The sequence below is a fragment of the Priestia sp. RMT2NF4 genome, from assembly GCF_047872835.1.
GTDB lineage: Bacteria > Bacillota > Bacilli > Bacillales > Bacillaceae_H > Priestia > Priestia zanthoxyli.
In genome coordinates this window covers 531,822-552,579 of the sequence record NZ_JBLQZO010000002.1, presented here as the reverse complement: position 1 = coordinate 552,579, position 20,758 = coordinate 531,822, and the positions used below count along the sequence as shown (strand labels likewise).

Below are 20,758 nucleotides of genomic sequence, written 5' to 3'. Positions count from 1 at the left end.
AGCCTCATCTACTTCATAAGGTATGGTTAAGTACTATCTCCATAAAAATATCAATTTTCTTATTATTTCAATATTTTTCACTAGAATAGTAGACAATTAGACAATTATTTTTATACAATGAAAGCGCAGTCTATTTTGTGCAGTATAGTTTTGTGGTTGATTATGTTAGGAGGATGGGAAATGAATATCCATGAGTATCAAGGAAAAGAACTACTCAGAAAATATGGGGTTGCAGTACCAAACGGTCGAGTAGCTTTTACTGTTGAAGAAGCAGTTGAAGCAGCAAAGGAATTAGGTTCACAAGTATCAGTGGTGAAAGCACAAATCCATGCTGGTGGACGCGGTAAAGCGGGCGGTGTCAAAGTAGCAAAAAACTTAGATGAAGTTCGTACATATGCACAAGATATTTTAGGAAAGACCCTCGTAACGCACCAAACAGGCCCTGAAGGAAAAGAAGTTAAGCGCTTGTTAGTTGAAGAGGGATGCGATATTAAGAAAGAATACTACATCGGTTTAGTTCTTGATCGTGCAACGTCTCAAGTTGTATTGATGGGTTCTGAAGAAGGTGGAACTGAAATTGAAGAAGTGGCGGAAAAAACGCCTGAAAAAATCTTTAAAGAATATGTAGATCCTGCGATTGGTTTACAAGCATTCCAAGCTCGCAGACTTGCATTTAATATTAATATTCCAAAAGAATTAGTTGGAAAAGCAGTTAAATTCATGACAGGTTTATATACAGTATTTGTTGAAAAAGACTGCTCAATTGCAGAGATTAACCCTCTAGTTGTAACAGGTGACGGAGACGTTATGGCATTGGATGCGAAGTTAAACTTTGATTCAAATGCGCTGTATCGCCAAAAAGATATTCTTGAATATCGTGACCTTGAAGAGGAAGATGCTAAAGAAATTGAAGCATCTAAATACGACTTAAGCTACATTTCACTAGACGGTAATATCGGTTGTATGGTAAACGGTGCAGGTTTAGCGATGGCAACGATGGATATTATTAAGCATTACGGAGGCGACCCTGCTAACTTCCTGGATGTTGGGGGCGGCGCAACTGCTGAAAAAGTAACAGAAGCATTTAAAATTATTTTATCTGACCAAAATGTAAAAGGTATTTTCGTTAATATTTTCGGCGGAATTATGAAATGTGATGTTATTGCAACAGGTGTTGTTGAAGCAACAAAACAAGTTGGATTAAGCCTTCCATTAGTTGTTCGCTTAGAAGGAACAAACGTTGAACTTGGAAAAGAAATTTTACAAAAATCAGGCTTAAATATCACAGCTGCTGAATCTATGGCAGACGGCGCACAAAAAATCGTTTCACTAGTGAAATAGAAAGGCTGGGGGATAGGAATGAGCGTATTTATTAATCAAGATACAAAAGTAATTGTACAAGGAATTACAGGCGGAGTTGGCCTTTTTCATACACAGCAAATGTTAGAATATGGAACAAAAATTGTTGGTGGCGTAACGCCGGGTAAAGGCGGCTTAGAAGTAGAGGGTGTTCCGGTATTTAATACGGTTGCCGAGGCGAAAGAAAAAACAGGCGCAACGGCTTCTGTTGTATATGTTCCACCAGCATTCGCAGCTGACTCCATTATTGAAGCAGTTGACGCAGATTTAGATTTAGTTATTTGTATTACAGAAGGTATTCCAGTATTAGATATGGTAAAAGTAAAGCGTTATATGGAAGGAAAACGTACGCGTCTTGTAGGGCCTAACTGCCCAGGTGTTATTACACCGGAAGAATGTAAAATTGGCATTATGCCAGGGTACATTCACAAAAAAGGTCATGTAGGTGTAGTTTCGCGTTCTGGTACATTAACATATGAAGCTGTTCACCAACTTTCTGAAGCTGGAATTGGCCAATCAACAGCTGTTGGTATCGGCGGTGACCCGGTGAATGGCACGAACTTTATCGATGTATTAAAAGCGTTTAATGAAGATGAAGATACGTATGCAGTAATTATGATTGGGGAAATCGGCGGTACAGCAGAAGAAGAAGCGGCAGAATGGGTAAAAGCAAATATGACAAAACCTGTTGTCGGCTTCATTGGCGGTCAAACAGCGCCTCCAGGAAAACGTATGGGCCATGCTGGTGCGATTATTTCAGGTGGTAAAGGGACAGCGTCTGAAAAAATTAAAACAATGAATGAGTGCGGTATCCAAGTAGCTGAAACACCATCTGTTATGGGAGAAACACTTATTAAAGTGTTAAAAGAACAAGGCATTTACGAGCAGTGTAAGACTCATTAATAGAAGACATATAGCCTCCTTTGACCGGGGGCTATTTTGTCCATTTAAAAAGGAGATTGTAGAATGTCTGGTTTACGGGAAAAATTAATTCATTTAGCACATTGTCCATCTGTTAATTGGAAACAAATTTTTACGCTACTTCAACAGAATTCTTCATTACAAAATCTCTACGAGTACTCTCCATCACAGCTTCAAAAACTATTGACTCTCTCGATTGAACGTGCTAATCAAATAAAAAAAGATTTGCAAACTATTCCAATACGAGATATTCTAGATAAATATGACGCTGAGAATATTCGATGTGTCACCATCTTAGATGATGAATATCCTGAACTTTTGCGCCATATTTATGATCCGCCTTGGGTATTATTTGCAAGGGGGAACTTGTCTCTTCTACACGCTCCGGCAAGCTTAAGCGTTGTAGGAACAAGAAATCCTACTTCATATGGAACTGCAGCTTTAACTCGTATTGTTAAGCCGATGCTGCATGAAGAATTTGTCGTTGTGAGTGGGCTAGCCTTAGGAATTGACCAGGCTGCTCATGAACTGGCTATCGCTGAAAAAGCTAAAACGATTGCAGTTTTAGGCGGAGGGTTTTATAATATTTACCCAAGAGGAAACCAAAATTTAGCAAGAGAAATTGCGCAGCATCATTTGCTGCTTTCTGAATATGCCCCGTTTATGAAGCCGACGAAATGGTTTTTCCCTCGCAGAAACAGAATCATTAGCGGATTAACAGGAGGCACGTTGGTGGTGCAAGCAAAAGAAAGAAGTGGATCTTTTATTACCGCCGACCAGGCGCTTCAGCAAGGAAGAGAAGTATTTGCCATACCGGGTTCTATTTTTGAAGAAACATCATGTGGAACGAATAAGTTAATCCAATTAGGGGCAAAACTTGTGCAAAGCGCTGCTGATATTACAGATGAAATGATGTATATAAGATGAATGTTTCAAAGTAGTCATATTCTTGCATGGTATGAAATACTAGTGAGATACGTAGGAAAATCGTATGACTTATCTTTTTGACATTTGACAAACAAGAACCAAATATTTAATAATAATGAAGATTTTATTCTACCTCTTGAGGAGGAACAAATAGATGTCTGACTACCTAGTAATTGTAGAATCGCCTGCAAAGGCTAAAACAATTGAACGTTATTTAGGAAAGAAATATAAAGTAAAAGCATCGATGGGACATGTTCGCGATTTACCTAAAAGTCAAATGGGAATTGATATTGAACAAGATTACAACCCGAAATATATTACAATTCGCGGGAAAGGCCCGGTTTTAAAAGAACTAAAAACAGCGGCTAAAAAAGCAAAAAAGATTTACCTAGCAGCCGATCCAGACCGTGAAGGAGAAGCGATTGCATGGCATTTGGCGCACAGTTTGGATGTAGACATTGCATCGGACTGCCGCGTAGTGTTTAACGAGATTACAAAAGAAGCGATTAAAGAATCTTTTAAACATCCACGAGCAATTAATATGGATTTAGTAGATGCTCAACAAGCACGACGTATTCTTGACAGGCTGGTTGGCTACAATATCAGTCCATTGCTGTGGAAAAAAGTGAAAAAAGGATTAAGTGCCGGAAGGGTTCAATCAATTGCAGTGCGGTTAATTATTGATCGTGAAAAAGAAATTGCAAAGTTTATCCCAGAAGAATACTGGACGGTAAAAGCAACTTTTCAAAAAGGGAACGACCAGTTTGAAGGCCAGTTAATCGAATATCAAGGGAAAAAAGTAGAGCTATCGAATGAAGATGATGTAACCAACATTGTTAAACAATTAGATGGAAACGAATTTTCAATTTCTAAAGTAACAAAACGTGAGCGAAAGCGTAATGCGGCTCCTTCTTTTACCACGTCTTCATTACAGCAAGAGGCAGCGCGGAAACTGAACTTCCGAGCGAAAAAAACGATGATGATTGCGCAGCAATTATATGAAGGAATTGATTTAGGAAAAGAAGGTACAGTAGGTCTTATCACGTATATGCGTACCGATTCTACTCGTATTTCAGAAACAGCTCAAACAGAAGCTAGAGATTACATTACGAACGCGTACGGAAATCAGTTTGTGGCAACGGAAAAGCGTAAAGAAAAGAAGAATTCAAATGCGCAAGATGCCCACGAAGCGATTCGTCCAACTTCAGCTCTTCGTAAACCAGGAGAGGTAAAAGAGTTCTTATCGCGTGATCAGTATCGACTGTATAAGTTAGTATGGGAGCGCTTCGTTGCTAGTCAAATGGCACCTGCCATTATGGATACAATGGCTGTAGATTTGAAAAATGGAGACGTAACATTTAGAGCGAACGGCTCAAAAGTTAAATTTCCAGGCTTTATGAAAGTGTATGTTGAAGGCAATGATGATCAAGTGGAGGAAAAAGAAAATCTTCTTCCAGACTTAGAAGAAGGAGAAGTAGCTTATTCTAAGGACATCGATGAAAAGCAGCATTTCACACAGCCGCCGCCAAGATATACAGAAGCTCGTTTAGTTAAGACATTAGAAGAGCTAGGCATTGGCCGACCGTCTACATATGCTCCAACACTTGATACGATTCAAAAGCGCGGATACGTAGCGCTCGATAACAAGCGTTTTGTTCCAACAGAACTTGGAGAAATTGTACTAGAGCTTGTATTGGAGTTTTTCCCGGAAATTTTAGATGTAGAGTTTACAGCTAAAATGGAAAACGATTTGGATGAAGTGGAAGATGGTAATGTTCAATGGGTGCGTGTTATTGACGAATTTTACAGTGATTTTGAAAAACGCTTAGAACATGCTGAAAAAGAAATGCGCGAAGTGGAGATTAAAGATGAACCTGCCGGAGAAGACTGTGAAGAATGCGGTTCACCTATGGTATACAAAATGGGACGCTACGGAAAATTTATGGCATGCTCTAATTTCCCTGACTGTCGCAACACGAAGCCAATTGTAAAAGAGATTGGCGTAAAGTGTCCGAAATGTGAAGAAGGAAATATCGTTGAGCGAAAATCGAAGAAAAAGCGTACATTTTATGGCTGTGATCGATTCCCGGGCTGTGACTTCGTATCTTGGGATAAACCGATTGCAAGAAAATGTCCGAAATGTGAAAATCTGCTTGTAGAGAAGAAACAGAAAAAAGGAACTCAAGTCGTCTGTACAAGTTGTGATTATAAAGAGGAAGCTCAGCAGTAAAAGAGAATGGGATGAATTCCCACACTTTAAATTTAAAAATAGCAGTTATATAAGATGCGGCGACATTGCTTCATGTGCTAAAATGGAAACGTTATTAGCGACATTGAGTAATGTCGCATTTTCTTTGTCCCGTTAAAAAAGGAAAAGACAAGTGAATGAATAAGCAAAATGATAGAAAAGATAGAAATGAAGTTGGAGGATTTACAATGAATGAACAAGTAATTAATGTTATTGGAGCAGGTCTTGCTGGAAGTGAAGCAGCTTGGCAAATCGCAAAGCGCGGTTTGAAAGTCCGTCTTTATGAGATGAGACCAGTAAAGCAAACACCTGCTCATCATACGGACAAATTTGCTGAATTAGTATGTAGTAATTCACTGCGTGCGAATACATTAACAAATGCAGTGGGTGTGCTAAAAGAAGAAATGCGATTATTAGACTCTGTCATTATTCGTTCAGCAGACGAGTGTGCGGTTCCAGCAGGTGGAGCACTGGCTGTTGATCGTCACGAATTTGCCTCTCGTGTGACGGAAAGCGTTAAAAACCATCCGAACGTAACGGTTGTTAATGAAGAAATTACGGAAATTCCACAGGGACCAACTGTTATTGCAACAGGTCCGCTAACGTCAAAAGATTTATCGGAACAGCTGCGCGCGTTAACAAGTGAAGATTATTTATATTTTTACGATGCGGCTGCACCTATTATTGAAAAAGACAGCATTGATATGGATAAAGTATATCTTAAATCTCGCTATGACAAAGGGGAAGCTGCCTATTTAAACTGTCCGATGACAAAAGAAGAATTCCAGCGCTTTCATGAAGCATTAATCAATGCAGAGACGGTTCCTTTAAAAGAATTTGAGAAGGAAATTTATTTTGAAGGATGTATGCCAATTGAAGTAATGGCTTCACGCGGAGAAAAAACAATGCTCTTTGGACCAATGAAACCAGTTGGGTTAGAAGATCCGAAAACAGGAAAGCGACCTTATGCAGTTGTTCAGCTTCGTCAAGATGATGCAGCAGGTACACTATATAATATTGTAGGTTTCCAAACACATTTAAAATGGGGAGCACAAAAAGAAGTATTAAGCTTAATCCCAGGTTTAGAAAATGCAGAAGTAGTACGCTACGGAGTTATGCATAGAAATACGTTTATTAATTCTCCTAAATTGTTAAAGCCTACGTATCAATATCGCGAGCGTGATGACTTATTCTTTGCTGGACAAATGACGGGAGTAGAAGGATATGTAGAATCAGCTGCGAGCGGATTAATGGCAGGAATGAACGCGGCTCGACTCGTGCTTGGTGAAGAATTGGTTGTATTGCCGCAGGAAACAGCGATTGGCAGTATGGCTCACTATATCACACATACAAACGCCAAAAACTTCCAGCCGATGAATGCCAACTTTGGCTTATTCAAAGAATTGGAAGTGCGAATCAAAAACAAACAAGAACGAAATGAAACGCTGGCTAAACGAGCATTGGAAACTATTCAGAATTTTACAACAAAATAATCAAAATTGTTTGCAAGGGCTACTTAATTGTGATAATATTTAGTAGCCCTTGTGAGGTGATAACATTGGAATTTGTTAAAGATGTATTAAATTCCTTTCTAGAATATTTACAAATTGAGAAAAATTATTCAAAATATACAGTTGACTGCTATGAAAAAGACATAGGTATCTTCATGTCTTTTATGCAGGAAGAGCAAATACAAAACCTACAAAGTGTTACATATGCTGATGCAAGGCTGTTTTTAACACGCCTATATGAAAAGCAGTATTCAAAAAGATCGATGTCACGCAAAATTTCTTGTTTGAGAACGTTTTATCGTTACTTAAATAGAGAAGAATTAGTAGAAGATAATCCATTTGCGCTCGTTACCCTTCCTAAAAAGGAAGAGAGAAATCCTCGCTTCCTGTATGAAGAGGAGATTGTGAAATTATTTCAAATGAATGACTTAACAACTCCGTTAGGGCAGCGTAATCAGTCTCTCTTAGAATTGCTGTATGCCACCGGAATACGAGTGAGTGAATGTGCATCTATTAAGCTTAGCGATATAGATTTTTCACTTCAAACTTTGCTCGTATATGGCAAAGGGAAAAAACAACGGTACGTGCCATTTGGCTGTTATGCCAAGGACGCTCTTAGAGTATATATAGATAATGGAAGAAAGCTTCTTTTAAAAAAGGCTCCTTCTGATACTCATTCGCTCTTTTTAAATTATAAGGGGACACCGTTGACAGACCGAGGCATACGCTTAGTCATTGATCAGTTAGTAAAGAAAACCGCTGAGAATATACATATTAGTCCACACGTTTTGCGGCATACTTTTGCGACTCATATGTTAAATGAAGGGGCAGATTTACGTACAGTTCAAGAAATGCTAGGTCATGAACATTTATCAACCACTCAAATATACACACATGTGACGAAGGATCGTTTAAAGGCAGTTTATATGAATCACCATCCTCGCGCATAAAAGGAGGAGTTAATTTGTCTACTTTCCATGCTACTACGATTTTTGCAGTTCAGCATAACGGTCAATGTGCCATGTCTGGGGACGGACAAGTAACGTTTGGAAATGCTGTTGTGATGAAACATACTGCTCGAAAAGTAAGACGTCTATTTCAAGGGCAAGTTCTTGCCGGCTTTGCAGGTTCAGTAGCTGATGCATTCACTCTTTTTGAATTATTTGAAACGAAGCTTGAAGAGTATAACGGAAATCTTCAGCGTGCAGCCGTGGAGCTTGCTAAACAATGGAGAAGTGACAAAGTATTGCGAAAGTTAGAAGCAATGCTTATTGTTATGAACAAAGATAACTTACTGTTAGTATCAGGAACGGGTGAAGTTATTGAACCGGACGACGGCATTTTAGCAATTGGATCAGGCGGAAATTATGCTTTATCAGCGGGACGTGCATTAAAACAACATGCAGGCGAACATTTAACAGCTAAAGAAATTGCAAAAGCAGCTTTAGATGTAGCAAGTGAGATATGTGTTTATACAAATGATCATATTATTGTAGAAGAACTGTAGGAAAGGGGATTTTTTTATGAATTCTCATTTAACACCTCGACAAATTGTAGAAAAGCTCGATCAGTATATTATTGGTCAAACGAAGGCAAAGAAAGCGGTCGCTGTTGCGCTGCGAAATCGCTATCGCCGCGGTCTGCTAGACGAATCTTTACGTGATGAAGTTGTGCCGAAAAACATTTTAATGATTGGTCCTACAGGTGTGGGTAAAACCGAGATTGCACGCCGCTTAGCTAAGCTTGTCGGTGCACCTTTTATTAAGGTTGAGGCAACAAAATTTACGGAAGTTGGATATGTAGGACGCGATGTGGAATCAATGGTTCGTGATTTAGTGGAAACGTCAGTTCGACTTGTGAAAGAAGAAAAAATGAACGGCGTGCGTGATCGTGCAGAAGAAAATGCAAACAAGCGGATAGTGGAGCTTCTTGTTCCAAGCAAAAAGAAGCAGCAATCGTTTAAAAATCCGTTTGAAATGATTTTTTCAAACGGTACACAGTCAAGCGATGCGGATCCTGATCAAGATGAGGAAACGAATATTGCAACGAAGCGCAAGCAGATTGCTCATCAGCTTGCTCTAGGAGAGCTTGAAAATCATTATGTCACAATTGAAGTAGAAGAGCAACAGCCTTCTATGTTTGATATGTTACAAGGTTCGGGTATGGAACAAATGGGCATGAACATGCAGGATGCCTTAAGCAATTTTATGCCTAAAAAACAAAAAAAGCGCAAACTTACTGTTAAAGATGCACGAAAAGTATTAACAAATGAAGAAGCGCAAAAATTGATTGATATGGATGAAGTGACGCAAGAAGCTGTGAATCGTGCAGAACAATACGGAATTATTTTCATTGACGAAATTGATAAAATTGCTCAAAAAAGTGGTAATTCATCTTCCGCTGATGTTTCACGTGAAGGCGTGCAGCGAGATATTTTACCAATTGTAGAAGGATCAACGATTGTTACCAAATATGGTGCAGTCAAAACTGATCATGTTTTATTTGTAGCAGCTGGTGCTTTCCATGTATCAAAACCGTCGGATTTAATTCCAGAATTGCAAGGTCGATTCCCAATTCGCGTTGAATTAACGAAGCTAACCGTTGAAGATTTTATAAACATTTTAGTAGAGCCAGATAATGCGTTATTAAAGCAATATGCGGCATTATTGGAAACTGAAGGTATACAAATTGAATTTTCTGACGATGCTATACGTAAGATTGCAGAAATTGCATATCAGGTAAATCAAGATACAGACAATATTGGTGCAAGAAGGCTTCATACGATTTTAGAACGTTTGCTAGAGGATTTATCGTTTGAAGCACCAGAAGTAACATTAGAGAAAATTGTGATTACTCCGCAGTATGTGGAAGAAAAATTAGAAAAAATCGCTAAAAACAAAGATTTGAGTCAATTTATTTTATAGAACTGAAATCGCAGGAGGAAGAGTACTAATGGATTTATTAGGGAAAACTAGAAAGATTAATGCAATGCTACAAAAAGCAGCTGGTAAACCAGTAAACTTTAAAGAAATGGCTGAAACACTTTGCGAAGTGATCGAATCAAACGTATTCGTAGTAAGTCGTCGCGGTAAATTATTAGGAATCGCTGTTAAACAGCAAATTGAGAATGCGCGCATGAAAGATATGTTAGAAGCACGCCAGTTCCCAGAAGAATATACTCAAAGCCTATTTAACATTCAAGAAACATCTTCTAATTTAAACATTGAAAGTCAATATACAGCTTTCCCAGTTGAAAATAAAGACTTATTTGATGCAGGACTAACAACAATCGTTCCAATTATCGGAGGCGGAGAGCGTCTAGGTACGCTTGTACTATCTCGTTTAGACCGTCAGTTCGAAGACGATGATTTAATCCTTGCTGAATACGGTGCAACGGTAGTAGGTATGGAAATTCTTCGTGAAAAAGCAGAAGAGATTGAAGAAGAAGCACGTAGCAAAGCTGTTGTACAAATGGCAATTAGCTCATTATCATACAGTGAGTTAGAAGCTATTGAGCACATCTTTGAAGAGTTAAATGGAAATGAAGGACTATTAGTCGCAAGTAAAATTGCTGACCGCGTTGGAATTACACGTTCAGTAATCGTAAATGCGCTACGTAAATTAGAAAGTGCTGGCGTTATCGAATCACGTTCGCTAGGAATGAAAGGAACTTACATTAAAGTTCTTAACAACAAATTCTTAGTAGAGCTTGAAAAATTAAAATCTAACTAAGTTTATGAACCAAAAAGCACACGGGCAAAGCCCGTGTGCTTTTTTTATATGCTCTCAGTATGAAAAGGTTCGCTCTGGGTTAAGACGATTCGTTCACTATTTTTATAAATCTTTAACAAACTTCATATAAAAATCTAAAAATTATATTATAGAATCTTTAAATAGTAAAAAGATACTAGTTGATTACAAATCGTTACTTTTATTACATATTGTTCAGGACTTATGGTATGTATTTTGATTTTAAATTAAAAAAATAGAGCTAAAGTACAGCATTGATGTTAAAATATGCTTGGAAATCGAATGAAAATTTTGGTTTATAGTCCAAAAGTTCTTAAAAAAGGATAGACATTGCATGAAGTTTTTCTTACAATAAGTTCTATGGTACTAAAGTCGAAATTTGTCTCATTTTTGAGAAAAATAGAATAGGTAAGCAGGTGTAAGAATTGAGTTTGTTTTCAACTACTTTTCAAACAATTGAAAATGGAATTAGCTATGCGTCACAAAAGCAGCAGACGATTGCACAAAATATCGCAAACGTTGATACTCCAAATTATAAATCGAAAACAGTATCGCGTACGAGTGAATTTCGAGATTTATTACATAACGAGTTAGAAGCATATCAGACTGATTCAAAACATATCCCATTTTCCGATTCATCCCAGCGAGTGATTACCCAGCAAGGAAACACTTCCTATCAAGCAAATGGAAACAATGTGGATATGGATAAAGAGATGGCGGATATGGCTGAAAATCAAATTTACTATGAGGCGCTAGTAGATCGTTTAAACGGAAAATTTAATTCTCTTCAAACAGTCATTAGAGGGGGGAAATAAGTTTGACAATTTTTCAAAATATGAATATTACATCTTCAGCTTTAACTGCCAATCGTTTAAGGATGGACGTTGTTTCATCTAACATGGCGAATGCTGAAACGACAAGAGGGACGTACGTTAATGGTGAGTGGCAGCCTTACAAAAGAAAAATGGTTGTCATGCAGTCTGATCGTTCGCCTTCTTTTTCGTCTCTCTTACACTCTGAAATCAATAAAAGTCAAAACAATGGTGTAAAAGTCACAGATATCGTAGAAGATAATACTCCTTTTAATTTAGTATATAATCCGACGCATCCAGATGCTAATGACCAAGGGTACGTGCAGATGCCGAACGTAGATCCCTTAAAGGAAATGACGGATTTAATTAGTGCTACTCGATCCTATGAAGCAAACGTGACGGTCTTTAATACAAACAAAAATATATTAACAAAGACGTTAGAAATTGGAAAATAAAGGAGCGATAAAATGATTAATGGTATCAGCAATCAAATAGCAATAGCAAAAACAGCCGCTTCGACTGGCACTGGACAAACAACTCAACAGTTTTCAACGTTTTTAAAAGACTCAATCAATGAGTTAAACAATGCTCAACGCGCTTCGGATATAGCGACTGAAAAGCTTGCTAAAGGAGAAAATGTCGAACTCCAAGATGTAATGATTACTGCTCAAAAAGCAAGTATTACGATGCAAACGGCTCTTGAAATACGCAATAAAGCTGTTGAAGCCTATCAGGAAATGATGAGAATGCAAATGTAATTGAGCGGTTATTAAAGAAAATGAAAATAGTAATAACCGGAGGAATACCATGAATGAAAGAATAGCTCTTTATCGAGATAAGATGAAAGTCTTTTGGAATAACCGCAAAAAAGGACAGAAAATAGCCCTTATCGCTGCTCCTCTTGCGGCTATTCTAGTCATTAGTTTAGCATCTGTTTTCTTAAACAAAGATAAATTTGTCCCTCTTTATAGCAATCTATCGGCTCAAGAAACAGGACAAATCAAAGCAGAGCTTGATGCTAGAAGCGTTCCTTCAGAAATCTCTGATAATGGAACAACCATTTCGGTGCCTGAACAAAGCGTTGACTCGCTAAAAGTTGATTTAGCTGCACAAGGAATTCCTGATAGCGGAAGTATCGACTATTCGTTTTTTGGGAAAAATGCGAGCTTTGGTATGACAGACAATGAATTTGATGTGTTAAAACTCGATGCGATGCAAACTGAATTGGCTAACTTAATGAAAAATATTCAAGGAGTCAACGATGCAAAAGTGATGATTACCCTTCCCAATGAAAGTGTATGGGCGAATGAAAAGCAGGGAGAAGCCTCTGCATCGATTGTGCTTAATACAAAGGCTGGTTATAAATTTGATGATCAGCAAATTAAATCTCTTTATCATTTAGTATCCAAAAGTGTGCCAAACCTTCCTACAGATAATATCGTCATTATGAACCAATATTTTGAGTACTTTGATTTAAAAGGAAATGAAACGGATTCAGCTTCTAGCTCATTTGCTTCGCAGAACGAAGCGAAAAAAGAAGTTGAGCGGGATATTCAGCGTCAAGTACAGCAAATGCTAGGAAGACTGGTCGGTCAAGACAAAGTAATGGTCTCTGTTACAGCAGATCTTGATTTTACACAGGAAAATCGCGAAGAAAAGCTAGTAGAGCCTGTTGATAAAGATAATATGCAAGGAATTGCCGTTAGCGCTGAAAAAATCAATGAAACATTTTCTGGTAAAAATGCTCAAGATGGAGGCGTTGCTGGAACAGGAGAAGAAGATACAACAAATTACTCATCTAGCACAGCAAGTGGAGACGGAGACTACGAAAAAAACGAAGAACGTATTAATTATGAAGTGAATCGAATTCATAAAGAAATCGTTGAAAGTCCATACAAAATTCAAGACCTTGGCATTCAAGTAATGATAGATCCCTCCAATGCAAAAGGGAAATCACAAGTGTCCGATACACTTGAGTCAGACGTTCAAAAAATGTTAGGTACAATTGTCCGTACTTCTATTTCAAAAGATGCAAATACGAAAGCTCTCTCGGATAACGCGGTCAGCGATAAGATTACCGTTTCCGTTCAGCCGTTTAATGGACAAGAAACAGCTGACAGCACAGCAAGTTCGATTCCATTGTGGATGTATATAATCGGAGGAGCACTGCTGCTTATTATTGTTGTTCTTATTGTGCTGTTGGTTAGGAAAAGGCGTCAAGACTTAGATGAAGACGAATATGATGAAGAGTATGATGAAACTTTTGAAGCATATGAAGCGGCACAAAAAGCCCCTGTTTTAAGTGCTGAACAGCAAACAAAAAGCAATCTTGAAACGTTAGCGAAGCAAGACCCGGAAGAGTTTGCAAAGCTGCTACGAACATGGATTAGTGAGGATTAGGAGGAAAGCTAATGGTAAAGGCTATGCAAAAAAATGAGTTAACTGGAAAGCAAAAAGCAGCAATTTTGTTGATTTCTCTCGGTCCGGATGTATCAGCTTCTATCTATAAACATCTCAGTGAAGATGAAATTGAGCAACTAACGCTTGAAATTTCTTCAGTGAGAAAGGTAGAGCCGTCCCTAAAAGAAGCTGTGCTTCATGAGTTTGAACAAATAACGCTTGCTCAAAACTACCTTGAAAAAGGAGGAGTAAGCTATGCGAAACAGGTGTTAGAAAAAGCACTTGGACCAGAGCAGGCTATGATGATTATCAATCGATTAACTTCTTCTTTGCAAGTTCGTCCGTTTGACTTTGCCAGAAAAGCTGATCCTATGCAGCTGTTAAATTTTATTCAGCATGAGCATCCTCAGACGATTGCCCTTATTTTATCTTACTTAGAACCGCCGCAGGCAGGACAAATCTTATCATCACTGCCTCAGGAAAGGCAAGCGGATATTGCAAGGCGGATTGCAACGATGGGAAGTACGTCTCCGGAAGTCATTAATGAAGTGGAGCAAATTTTAGAGAGAAAGCTTTCAGCTACCGTTACCCAAGACTATACCCAAACAGGTGGTTTAGAAGCAGTAGTTGAAGTATTAAATGGAGTGGACCGAGCGACTGAAAAAATTATTATTGATACGCTTGAAATTCAAGATCCGGCATTAGCAGAAGAAATCAAACAGCGAATGTTTGTATTTGAGGATATCGTAACGCTCGATAACCGTTCTATTCAGCGTGTGATACGAGATGTAGAAAATGATGATTTATTGTTGAGCTTAAAAGTAGCAAGTGAAGAAGTGAAATCTATTATTTTTAAAAATATGTCTAGCCGTATGGTGGAAACGTTTAAAGAAGAAATGGAATTTATGGGCCCTGTGCGTTTGAAAGATGTAGAGGAAGCCCAGTCACGTATCGTTGCTGCAATTAGACGTTTAGAAGATGCTGGTGAAATTGTACTAGCTCGAGGTGGAGGAGACGATATTATTGTCTAATATCATTAAATCAACTTATACGAACAAACTTTCAGACGAAAATGCTAAGCACATTCAAGTCATTCCATTTGGTTTTCCGATACAAGATGAGCCGACAGAAGAACATCTTCAGCAAGAAAATGCACAGCACGTTATTGAACAAGCGCATAGTGAAGCTGAAATGATAAAGGCCGAGGCAGACGCTTACCGCAAACAAGCTCAAAACGAAGTTGAACGTTTGAAAAAGCAGTGGGAAGAAGAGAAGGTGCTGCTGTTTCAACAAGAAAAAAAACGCGGCTATGAAGAAGGGTACGAAGAAGGGCTGCTTCAAGGGAAACAAGAGTACGAACATGTATTAGCCATGTCGCGAAACATTGTTGACGAAACAAAGAATCAGTACTACGAATATATAAATCAATCTGAAGAAGTCATTTTTGAATTAGGTTTCACCCTAGCAGAAACGCTTTTAAATGAGCAGCTTCAAAGAGATGAATCATTTTTATCACTTGTTGCAAGGTCTTTAAAAGAAGTTAGAGAACATAAAGAAATCCAGCTTTTTGTTTCTCCCAAAAAATATGCATATGTATGTGAACATAAACGAGAACTGTTCGATTTATTAAACGGAGAAACCGGGCTGTTTATTTATGCAGATGAAAATCTTCAGGAAATGGATTGTGTCATCGATTCCTCTTATGGGCGTCTTGTTGCTTCTTTTGATAGTCAGTTAATGGAAATGAAGAAAAAATTAAAAGAACGTTTGTTAGAGGGGAGTAAACATGAAAGTCGCACAACTCATTCATGAAATCCCGCGCACATCTTCTTTTAAACGGTACGGGAAAGTCAGCCGAGTAGTAGGAATGATGATTGAATCTAAAGGACCTAGAACGTCAATAGGAGATGTTTGTTTTATTCATCTCAGTGAACGAGGAGATAAAATTCGTGCAGAAGTTGTTGGTTTTAACGGTGAGCACGTCGTTTTAATGCCTTATACGTCTGTTCGATATATCGGACCTGGCTGCCTAGTGGAAACAACAGAAAAACCTCTGCAGGTAAGCGTGGGGAAAGAGTTAATAGGTCAAGTGCTTGATTCGTTAGGCAACCCTTTAGATGGGTCTGAACTTTCTCATTATTTGCCTTTTGTTTTAACCGATCAAGACCCCCCTAATCCTTTAGAGCGCCCGCCTATTGAACAGCCTATTGAAGTAGGTGTACGGACGATTGATAGTTTGTTAACCGTAGGCCGAGGGCAGCGCATAGGTATTTTTGCAGGAAGCGGTGTTGGGAAAAGTACGCTGCTCGGGATGATTGCTCGTAATACAAAAGCAGATATCAATGTCATTGCCCTTGTAGGCGAGCGAGGAAGAGAAGTTAGAGAATTTATTGAACGAGATCTTGGAGAGGAAGGGTTAAAGCGCTCCGTTGTAGTAGTTGCTACCTCGGATCAGCCTGCTCTACTTCGAATGAAAGCAGCATATACAGCTACTTCTATTGCTGAATACTTTCGAGATGAGGGGCTGAGCGTCATGATGATGATGGATTCTGTTACCCGTGTAGCAATGGCTCAGAGAGAAATTGGATTAGCCGTAGGTGAACCTCCCACTACCAAAGGTTATACACCATCTGTTTTTGCTAGCTTGCCAAGGCTGCTTGAACGTACAGGGACTAATCAACATGGATCTATTACCGCTTTTTACACTGTATTAGTAGACGGTGATGATATGAACGAACCTATTTCGGATACGGTGCGAGGCATTATAGACGGACATATTGTACTAGACAGGGAGCTTGCCAATAAAGGTCAATATCCGGCCATCAATGTCTTAAAAAGCGTTAGTCGCGTGATGAACCATATCGTAAGTGAACGGCATAAAGAAGCAGCTGAAAAACTGCGTTCATTAATGGCTACCTACGCTACTTCTGAAGACTTAATTAACATAGGTGCCTACAAAAGAGGATCTTCTGCTTACATTGATGAGGCAATCCACTATCATCCTGTCATTGAGGCGTTTTTAAAGCAAAAAACGAACGAACATCCATCGTTTGAAACAAGTGTAACAAAGCTCTGTGAACTGTTTGTGAAAGGTGAGTAAATATGGCATATGAATTTAGGTTATCTAAAATAATGGCAATTAAGTCAAATGAAAAAGATGAACTGCTATCTCAATATAATCAATCCTTACAGCAGTTTGAAACAGCGGGTGAAAAGCTTTATAAAAAGTTAAAAGAAAAAGAAACGCTGATTGAACAGCATACGGGCAAAATGAAGCAGGGGCTTTCTATTTTAGAAATTACATCATTTCAGCAGTTTTTAACAAGTGCCGAACGAGTGATTGAAAGGCTGCAACAAGAGGTCATGTTTGCCAGACAGCAAATGAACTTAAAGAAACTGAAGCTAGAAGAAAAGAATATAGAAGTAAAGAAGTATGAAAAATTAAAAAAGAAAGACTACGATTCTTATATAACAGCGGAAAAACAATTAGAAGCGAAGCAAATGGATGAGCTGTCTTTACAGCAGTACATGCTGCATAGAAATTAGGTGAAAAACATGGCTAAACGAAAAGAATTAAGAGAAGAGTACGAAGAAGAAAACTATGAAGATGGGAAATCTTACAGTAAAAGCCAGGTGTTTTTATTTTTAATCTTTATTCCAGCGGTGTTCCTCATCTTGGCAGCTTACATTGTCCTGACACTTTTAGGCGTCAATATAAATGATAAGGTTTCTGCTGTTACACACGCCATTCCATTTGTATCAAGTGAGCAGTCACAAAAAAATGAAAATATTCAAGAAAGCAATGAAGAAATACAAAAGCAGGTTGAGAGCCTTCAAAAGAAGCTGAGCACGAAAGAAAAGCAAATTTCAGCCTATGAGAAAACGATCAGTACAAAAGATCGTCAAATGGATGAACTAAAAATTGAAATGCGCGATATGGAAGAAAAAGCCGATGACGAAGCGAAAAAACAAAAGAACAATCAGCTGGCGAAAAAAGATGTCATTGCTACCTATGAAAACATGTCTCCTAAAAATGCAGCGCTCATTTTTGCCGAATTAAAAGAAGACAAAGCGGTCGCGATGCTTAAGCAGTTCAAAGCAAGTACAAGAACGGCAATCTTAGAAAAAATGGATCCGAAAGTAGCTGCACGCTATACGACATTGTTAACAGATCAGATTGATGAATAAAAGCAGAGGTGAAAACAGTGGAAATTTCACTACGTCCAGCAGCTGCATCAAAGGTAAACTGCGATGAAAAAGCGGCTGTTATTCAGACTCAGGGTTTTTTTGAAGAAATCGTTCAACAGCTTCAGCAGCTAAATGCGCAACCTTTAGCGAGCCGGGAGAAATCATTGAATGAACAAGCGATAAATCAAGACGTCTTTAACGCGGTCGGGTTAATTGCGATTCAGTTAAGCGAAGCAGAATATGAAGGAGATGAACCGTCTGTCTTATACGAACATCTAGCCGAGATGATCAGTAGTATTCCAAGTAGTCTAGATTTGGAACAGCCGCTTCTAAAGCTGCAGCACGTGTTAACAGAAATGCAGCAGGAACCTGTTTCATCTAAAACAGACAGTCAAGAACAATATTTGTCTTCTATTTCTAGCTTGTTGACTATATGCAAAAACACGTCGTCTGCGTTTCAAACAGAGTTTGCTCAGCTGATGGAAGAACTACAAAAACCGCAGCTACAGTCAGTGAAGCTTTCAGATTCGCAGCTTCAAGGCTTGGAGAAAGCTGCTGTTGAAAAAATAGAGAAAATTCATAAACAACCACGTGTATTAACCGATACCTTACATGAAAAGCGCTCAGCTGGTTTTTTCGCCGTTGTTCATTCAACTTCAAAAAATTCTCTAAAAGATATGAGCGCTGTTCGTAAAGAAGAAAAAGGGCCGCTATTTAATCAGCTTCCATGGAAAAAAGATGTGGTTTTAGGTAACCCAAGTATAGATAGTGAAAGTTCTTTCACTGCTAAAACAGCCGGGTTGACGTTAAAAAATAACCCATCAGCTTTTGGAGCTGGAGAAATGCTTAAGATCCAAGAGTTTTCTATTGATCTAGGGCAAGCAAACTCTGATCATCAACAGTCTGACGATCTGGTAAATGAGCTGCAAAAAATATGGAGTAAAGCTTCGATCAGTACTGAAGAAGGAGCATCTAAGCTTTCCATTAAATTGTTTCCAAAGCAGCTAGGGACGATTTCGATTGAAGTGCTTCAACAAGACAATGAAACAATTGCGCAGGTTGTGGTAACGTCAGCGAAAACAAAAGAGCTGTTAAATTCCAACCTTTTCAGTTTACGACAAGCTCTTGCGTCTCAACGCGTAGCGGTTGATCAAGTGGATGCGGCCGGCGTTCAAGCAGCTCCAGAAAGTTCTGTAACAGAGATGAATGCTTTTGGTAAAGAAGAAAAAGAGCCGCAGTTTTCTATTGATTTAAGCCAAGCAAAATCAGACTATCAGCAGTCTAGGGATTTGGTAAATAATCTGGAAAAAATATGGAGTGAAGCTTCCATCAGTATTGAAGAAGGAGCATCCAAGCTTTCCATTCAGTTATTTCCAAAGCAGCTAGGGACGATTTCAATTGAAGTGTTTCAACAAGACAATGAAACGGTTGCACAAGTAGCTGTATCGTCAGCGAAAACAAAAGAGCTGTTAAATGCCAACTTTTTCAGATTACGACAAGCTCTCACGTCTCAGCATGTATCCGTTGATGAAGTGGATGTGGCTACTGTTCAAGCAGCTCCAAAAAGTTCAGTAACAGATATGACTGCTTTTGGTAAAGAAGAAAAAAGGCCGCAGTTTTCTATTGATTTAGGGAAAGCGAAATCAGATTATGAACAGTCTAGCGATCTGGTAAACGAGCTGCAAAAAATATGGAGTAAAGCTTCAGTTGGATCTGAAGAGGGGGCGTCCAAGCTTTCCATTCAGCTATTTCCAAATCAGCTAGGGACAATATCAATTGAAGTGCTTCAACAAGACGATGAAACGATTGCGCAGGTTGTGGTAACGTCGGCAAAAACAAAAGAGCTGTTAAATGCCAACCTTTTCAGTTTACGGCAGGCTCTCGGGTCTCAGCACGTATTGGTTGATCAAGTGGATATGGACGCTGTTCATACAGCTTCAGAAAGTTCTGTGAAAAATATGACTGCTTTTCCTAAAGAAGAAAAAGTACCGTTTTTTAATCAGCTTCCATGGAAAAAAGATGTGGTTGTACCCAGCGGAAGTATAGATACCAATAGCTTTTTGGAAAATAGCGAAAGTCCGGCAGGTACATACACAACCGGGGCGCCAGTAGAGAATCAGGCATCATCCTTTGGAAGTGGAGAAATGCCTAAGCTTCAGCAGTTCTCTATTTATCTAGGGCAAGCAAAATCAGACTATCAGCAGTCTAGCAATTTGGTAAACGAGCTGCAAAAAATATGGAGTAAAGCTTCGTTTAGTACTGAAGACGGAACATCCAAGCTTCTCATTAAGTTATTTCCCAAACAGCTAGGTGCGATTTCAATTGAAATGCTTCAGAAAGACAGCGAAACGGTTGCGCGAATTGTCGTATCGTCAGTAAAAACAAAAGAGTTATTGGACTCCAATCTTTCAACTTTGCGGCATGGTCTCGCGTCTCAGCATGTATCAATTGATAAAATCGATGTGCTACTGTCAGAACAAGCGATGTCGTATAACAATGAAAACGACCAGCAAAAAGAAAGACAGGAAAAAGAGCTGTTTAGAAACGAAGAAGAAGATCAAGATTCACAACAATTGGAAGAATCGGCTTCCTTTCTATCTTCTTTTGAATCAGCGCTCATTAACTACAACGTATAGGTGATA

Annotated in this window: 19 protein-coding genes; all 19 read left to right on the top strand. The window is 38.7% G+C overall.

Annotated features, from left to right (window positions below):
• Positions 1-180: 180 nt before the first annotated feature.
• The 19 genes from sucC (at position 181) to ACMX9J_RS11890 (ending at position 20,752) form a co-directional block, all read left to right on the top strand.
• Positions 181-1,341: an ADP-forming succinate--CoA ligase subunit beta gene (gene sucC, locus ACMX9J_RS11980; protein ID WP_013058890.1), complete on the top strand. Its 1,161-nt coding sequence runs from the start codon at positions 181-183 to the stop codon at positions 1,339-1,341.
• 18 nt (positions 1,342-1,359) lie between these two features.
• Positions 1,360-2,262 carry a succinate--CoA ligase subunit alpha gene (gene sucD, locus ACMX9J_RS11975; RefSeq protein WP_013058889.1) on the top strand — a complete coding sequence of 301 codons (903 nt, stop codon included), beginning with the start codon at positions 1,360-1,362 and terminating at the stop codon, positions 2,260-2,262.
• Positions 2,263-2,325: 63 nt separating this feature from the next.
• Complete coding sequence (gene dprA / locus ACMX9J_RS11970; protein ID WP_033579776.1) at positions 2,326-3,207, top strand: DNA-processing protein DprA; 882 nt, start codon at positions 2,326-2,328, stop codon at positions 3,205-3,207.
• Between the two features lie 154 nt (positions 3,208-3,361).
• A complete protein-coding gene (gene topA / locus ACMX9J_RS11965; protein ID WP_028411437.1) occupies positions 3,362-5,437 on the top strand; it encodes a type I DNA topoisomerase in 2,076 nt (691 codons plus the stop codon).
• A 206-nt stretch (positions 5,438-5,643) separates the two neighbouring features.
• A complete protein-coding gene (gene trmFO, locus ACMX9J_RS11960; RefSeq protein WP_028411436.1) occupies positions 5,644-6,948 on the top strand; it encodes an FADH(2)-oxidizing methylenetetrahydrofolate--tRNA-(uracil(54)-C(5))-methyltransferase TrmFO in 1,305 nt (434 codons plus the stop codon).
• A 65-nt stretch (positions 6,949-7,013) separates the two neighbouring features.
• The gene (gene xerC / locus ACMX9J_RS11955; protein WP_014458427.1) at positions 7,014-7,916 is read left to right on the top strand and encodes a tyrosine recombinase XerC; all 903 of its coding nucleotides are present in this window, start codon (positions 7,014-7,016) and stop codon (positions 7,914-7,916) included.
• A gap of 14 nt (positions 7,917-7,930) precedes the next feature.
• Positions 7,931-8,473: an ATP-dependent protease subunit HslV gene (hslV, locus tag ACMX9J_RS11950; RefSeq protein ID WP_013058884.1), complete on the top strand. Its 543-nt coding sequence runs from the start codon at positions 7,931-7,933 to the stop codon at positions 8,471-8,473.
• 16 nt (positions 8,474-8,489) lie between these two features.
• Positions 8,490-9,890: an HslU--HslV peptidase ATPase subunit gene (gene hslU / locus ACMX9J_RS11945; protein ID WP_013084801.1), complete on the top strand. Its 1,401-nt coding sequence runs from the start codon at positions 8,490-8,492 to the stop codon at positions 9,888-9,890.
• A gap of 28 nt (positions 9,891-9,918) precedes the next feature.
• Positions 9,919-10,698: a GTP-sensing pleiotropic transcriptional regulator CodY gene (gene codY / locus ACMX9J_RS11940; RefSeq protein WP_013058882.1), complete on the top strand. Its 780-nt coding sequence runs from the start codon at positions 9,919-9,921 to the stop codon at positions 10,696-10,698.
• A 443-nt stretch (positions 10,699-11,141) separates the two neighbouring features.
• Entirely contained in the window at positions 11,142-11,531 is a 390-nt protein-coding gene (gene flgB, locus ACMX9J_RS11935) for a flagellar basal body rod protein FlgB (protein WP_028411435.1), read from the top strand.
• Between the two features lie 2 nt (positions 11,532-11,533).
• Positions 11,534-11,983, top strand: a complete 450-nt coding sequence (gene flgC / locus ACMX9J_RS11930; RefSeq protein ID WP_028411434.1) for a flagellar basal body rod protein FlgC — start codon at positions 11,534-11,536, stop codon at positions 11,981-11,983.
• A 12-nt stretch (positions 11,984-11,995) separates the two neighbouring features.
• Positions 11,996-12,286 carry a flagellar hook-basal body complex protein FliE gene (gene fliE, locus ACMX9J_RS11925; protein WP_028411433.1) on the top strand — a complete coding sequence of 97 codons (291 nt, stop codon included), beginning with the start codon at positions 11,996-11,998 and terminating at the stop codon, positions 12,284-12,286.
• Positions 12,287-12,335: 49 nt separating this feature from the next.
• Entirely contained in the window at positions 12,336-13,928 is a 1,593-nt protein-coding gene (gene fliF, locus ACMX9J_RS11920; RefSeq protein WP_048019845.1) for a flagellar basal-body MS-ring/collar protein FliF, read from the top strand.
• Between the two features lie 11 nt (positions 13,929-13,939).
• Complete coding sequence (gene fliG, locus ACMX9J_RS11915; RefSeq protein ID WP_025750326.1) at positions 13,940-14,959, top strand: flagellar motor switch protein FliG; 1,020 nt, start codon at positions 13,940-13,942, stop codon at positions 14,957-14,959.
• Positions 14,952-15,740, top strand: coding sequence for a flagellar assembly protein FliH (gene fliH / locus ACMX9J_RS11910; RefSeq protein WP_028411431.1), 789 nt, complete (start codon positions 14,952-14,954; stop codon positions 15,738-15,740). The genes fliG and fliH overlap by 8 nt, the downstream gene beginning before the upstream one ends.
• Positions 15,715-17,028: a flagellar protein export ATPase FliI gene (gene fliI, locus ACMX9J_RS11905; RefSeq protein ID WP_165635188.1), complete on the top strand. Its 1,314-nt coding sequence runs from the start codon at positions 15,715-15,717 to the stop codon at positions 17,026-17,028. Before fliH ends, fliI begins: the two co-directional genes overlap by 26 nt.
• Before the next feature lie 2 nt (positions 17,029-17,030).
• On the top strand, positions 17,031-17,474 hold the full coding sequence (gene fliJ / locus ACMX9J_RS11900; protein ID WP_028411429.1) for a flagellar export protein FliJ: 444 nt from the start codon (positions 17,031-17,033) through the stop codon (positions 17,472-17,474).
• Between the two features lie 9 nt (positions 17,475-17,483).
• Positions 17,484-18,116, top strand: a complete 633-nt coding sequence (locus tag ACMX9J_RS11895; protein WP_033579781.1) for a MotE family protein — start codon at positions 17,484-17,486, stop codon at positions 18,114-18,116.
• Between the two features lie 17 nt (positions 18,117-18,133).
• A complete protein-coding gene (locus ACMX9J_RS11890; protein ID WP_416225822.1) occupies positions 18,134-20,752 on the top strand; it encodes a flagellar hook-length control protein FliK in 2,619 nt (872 codons plus the stop codon).
• Positions 20,753-20,758: the final 6 nt, after the last annotated feature.

Bases quoted from the DNA above. Each gene is read 5' to 3' on its own strand.
- sucC (WP_013058890.1), top strand. From the start codon at position 181: ATGAATATCCATGAGTATCAAGGAAAAGAACTACTCAGAAAATATGGG.
- sucD (WP_013058889.1), top strand. From the start codon at position 1,360: ATGAGCGTATTTATTAATCAAGATACAAAAGTAATTGTACAAGGAATT.
- dprA (WP_033579776.1), top strand. From the start codon at position 2,326: ATGTCTGGTTTACGGGAAAAATTAATTCATTTAGCACATTGTCCATCT.
- topA (WP_028411437.1), top strand. From the start codon at position 3,362: ATGTCTGACTACCTAGTAATTGTAGAATCGCCTGCAAAGGCTAAAACA.
- trmFO (WP_028411436.1), top strand. From the start codon at position 5,644: ATGAATGAACAAGTAATTAATGTTATTGGAGCAGGTCTTGCTGGAAGT.
- hslU (WP_013084801.1), top strand. From the start codon at position 8,490: ATGAATTCTCATTTAACACCTCGACAAATTGTAGAAAAGCTCGATCAG.
- codY (WP_013058882.1), top strand. From the start codon at position 9,919: ATGGATTTATTAGGGAAAACTAGAAAGATTAATGCAATGCTACAAAAA.
- fliE (WP_028411433.1), top strand. From the start codon at position 11,996: ATGATTAATGGTATCAGCAATCAAATAGCAATAGCAAAAACAGCCGCT.
- fliF (WP_048019845.1), top strand. From the start codon at position 12,336: ATGAATGAAAGAATAGCTCTTTATCGAGATAAGATGAAAGTCTTTTGG.
- fliG (WP_025750326.1), top strand. From the start codon at position 13,940: ATGGTAAAGGCTATGCAAAAAAATGAGTTAACTGGAAAGCAAAAAGCA.
- fliI (WP_165635188.1), top strand. From the start codon at position 15,715: ATGAAAGTCGCACAACTCATTCATGAAATCCCGCGCACATCTTCTTTT.
- fliJ (WP_028411429.1), top strand. From the start codon at position 17,031: ATGGCATATGAATTTAGGTTATCTAAAATAATGGCAATTAAGTCAAAT.
- ACMX9J_RS11895 (WP_033579781.1), top strand. From the start codon at position 17,484: ATGGCTAAACGAAAAGAATTAAGAGAAGAGTACGAAGAAGAAAACTAT.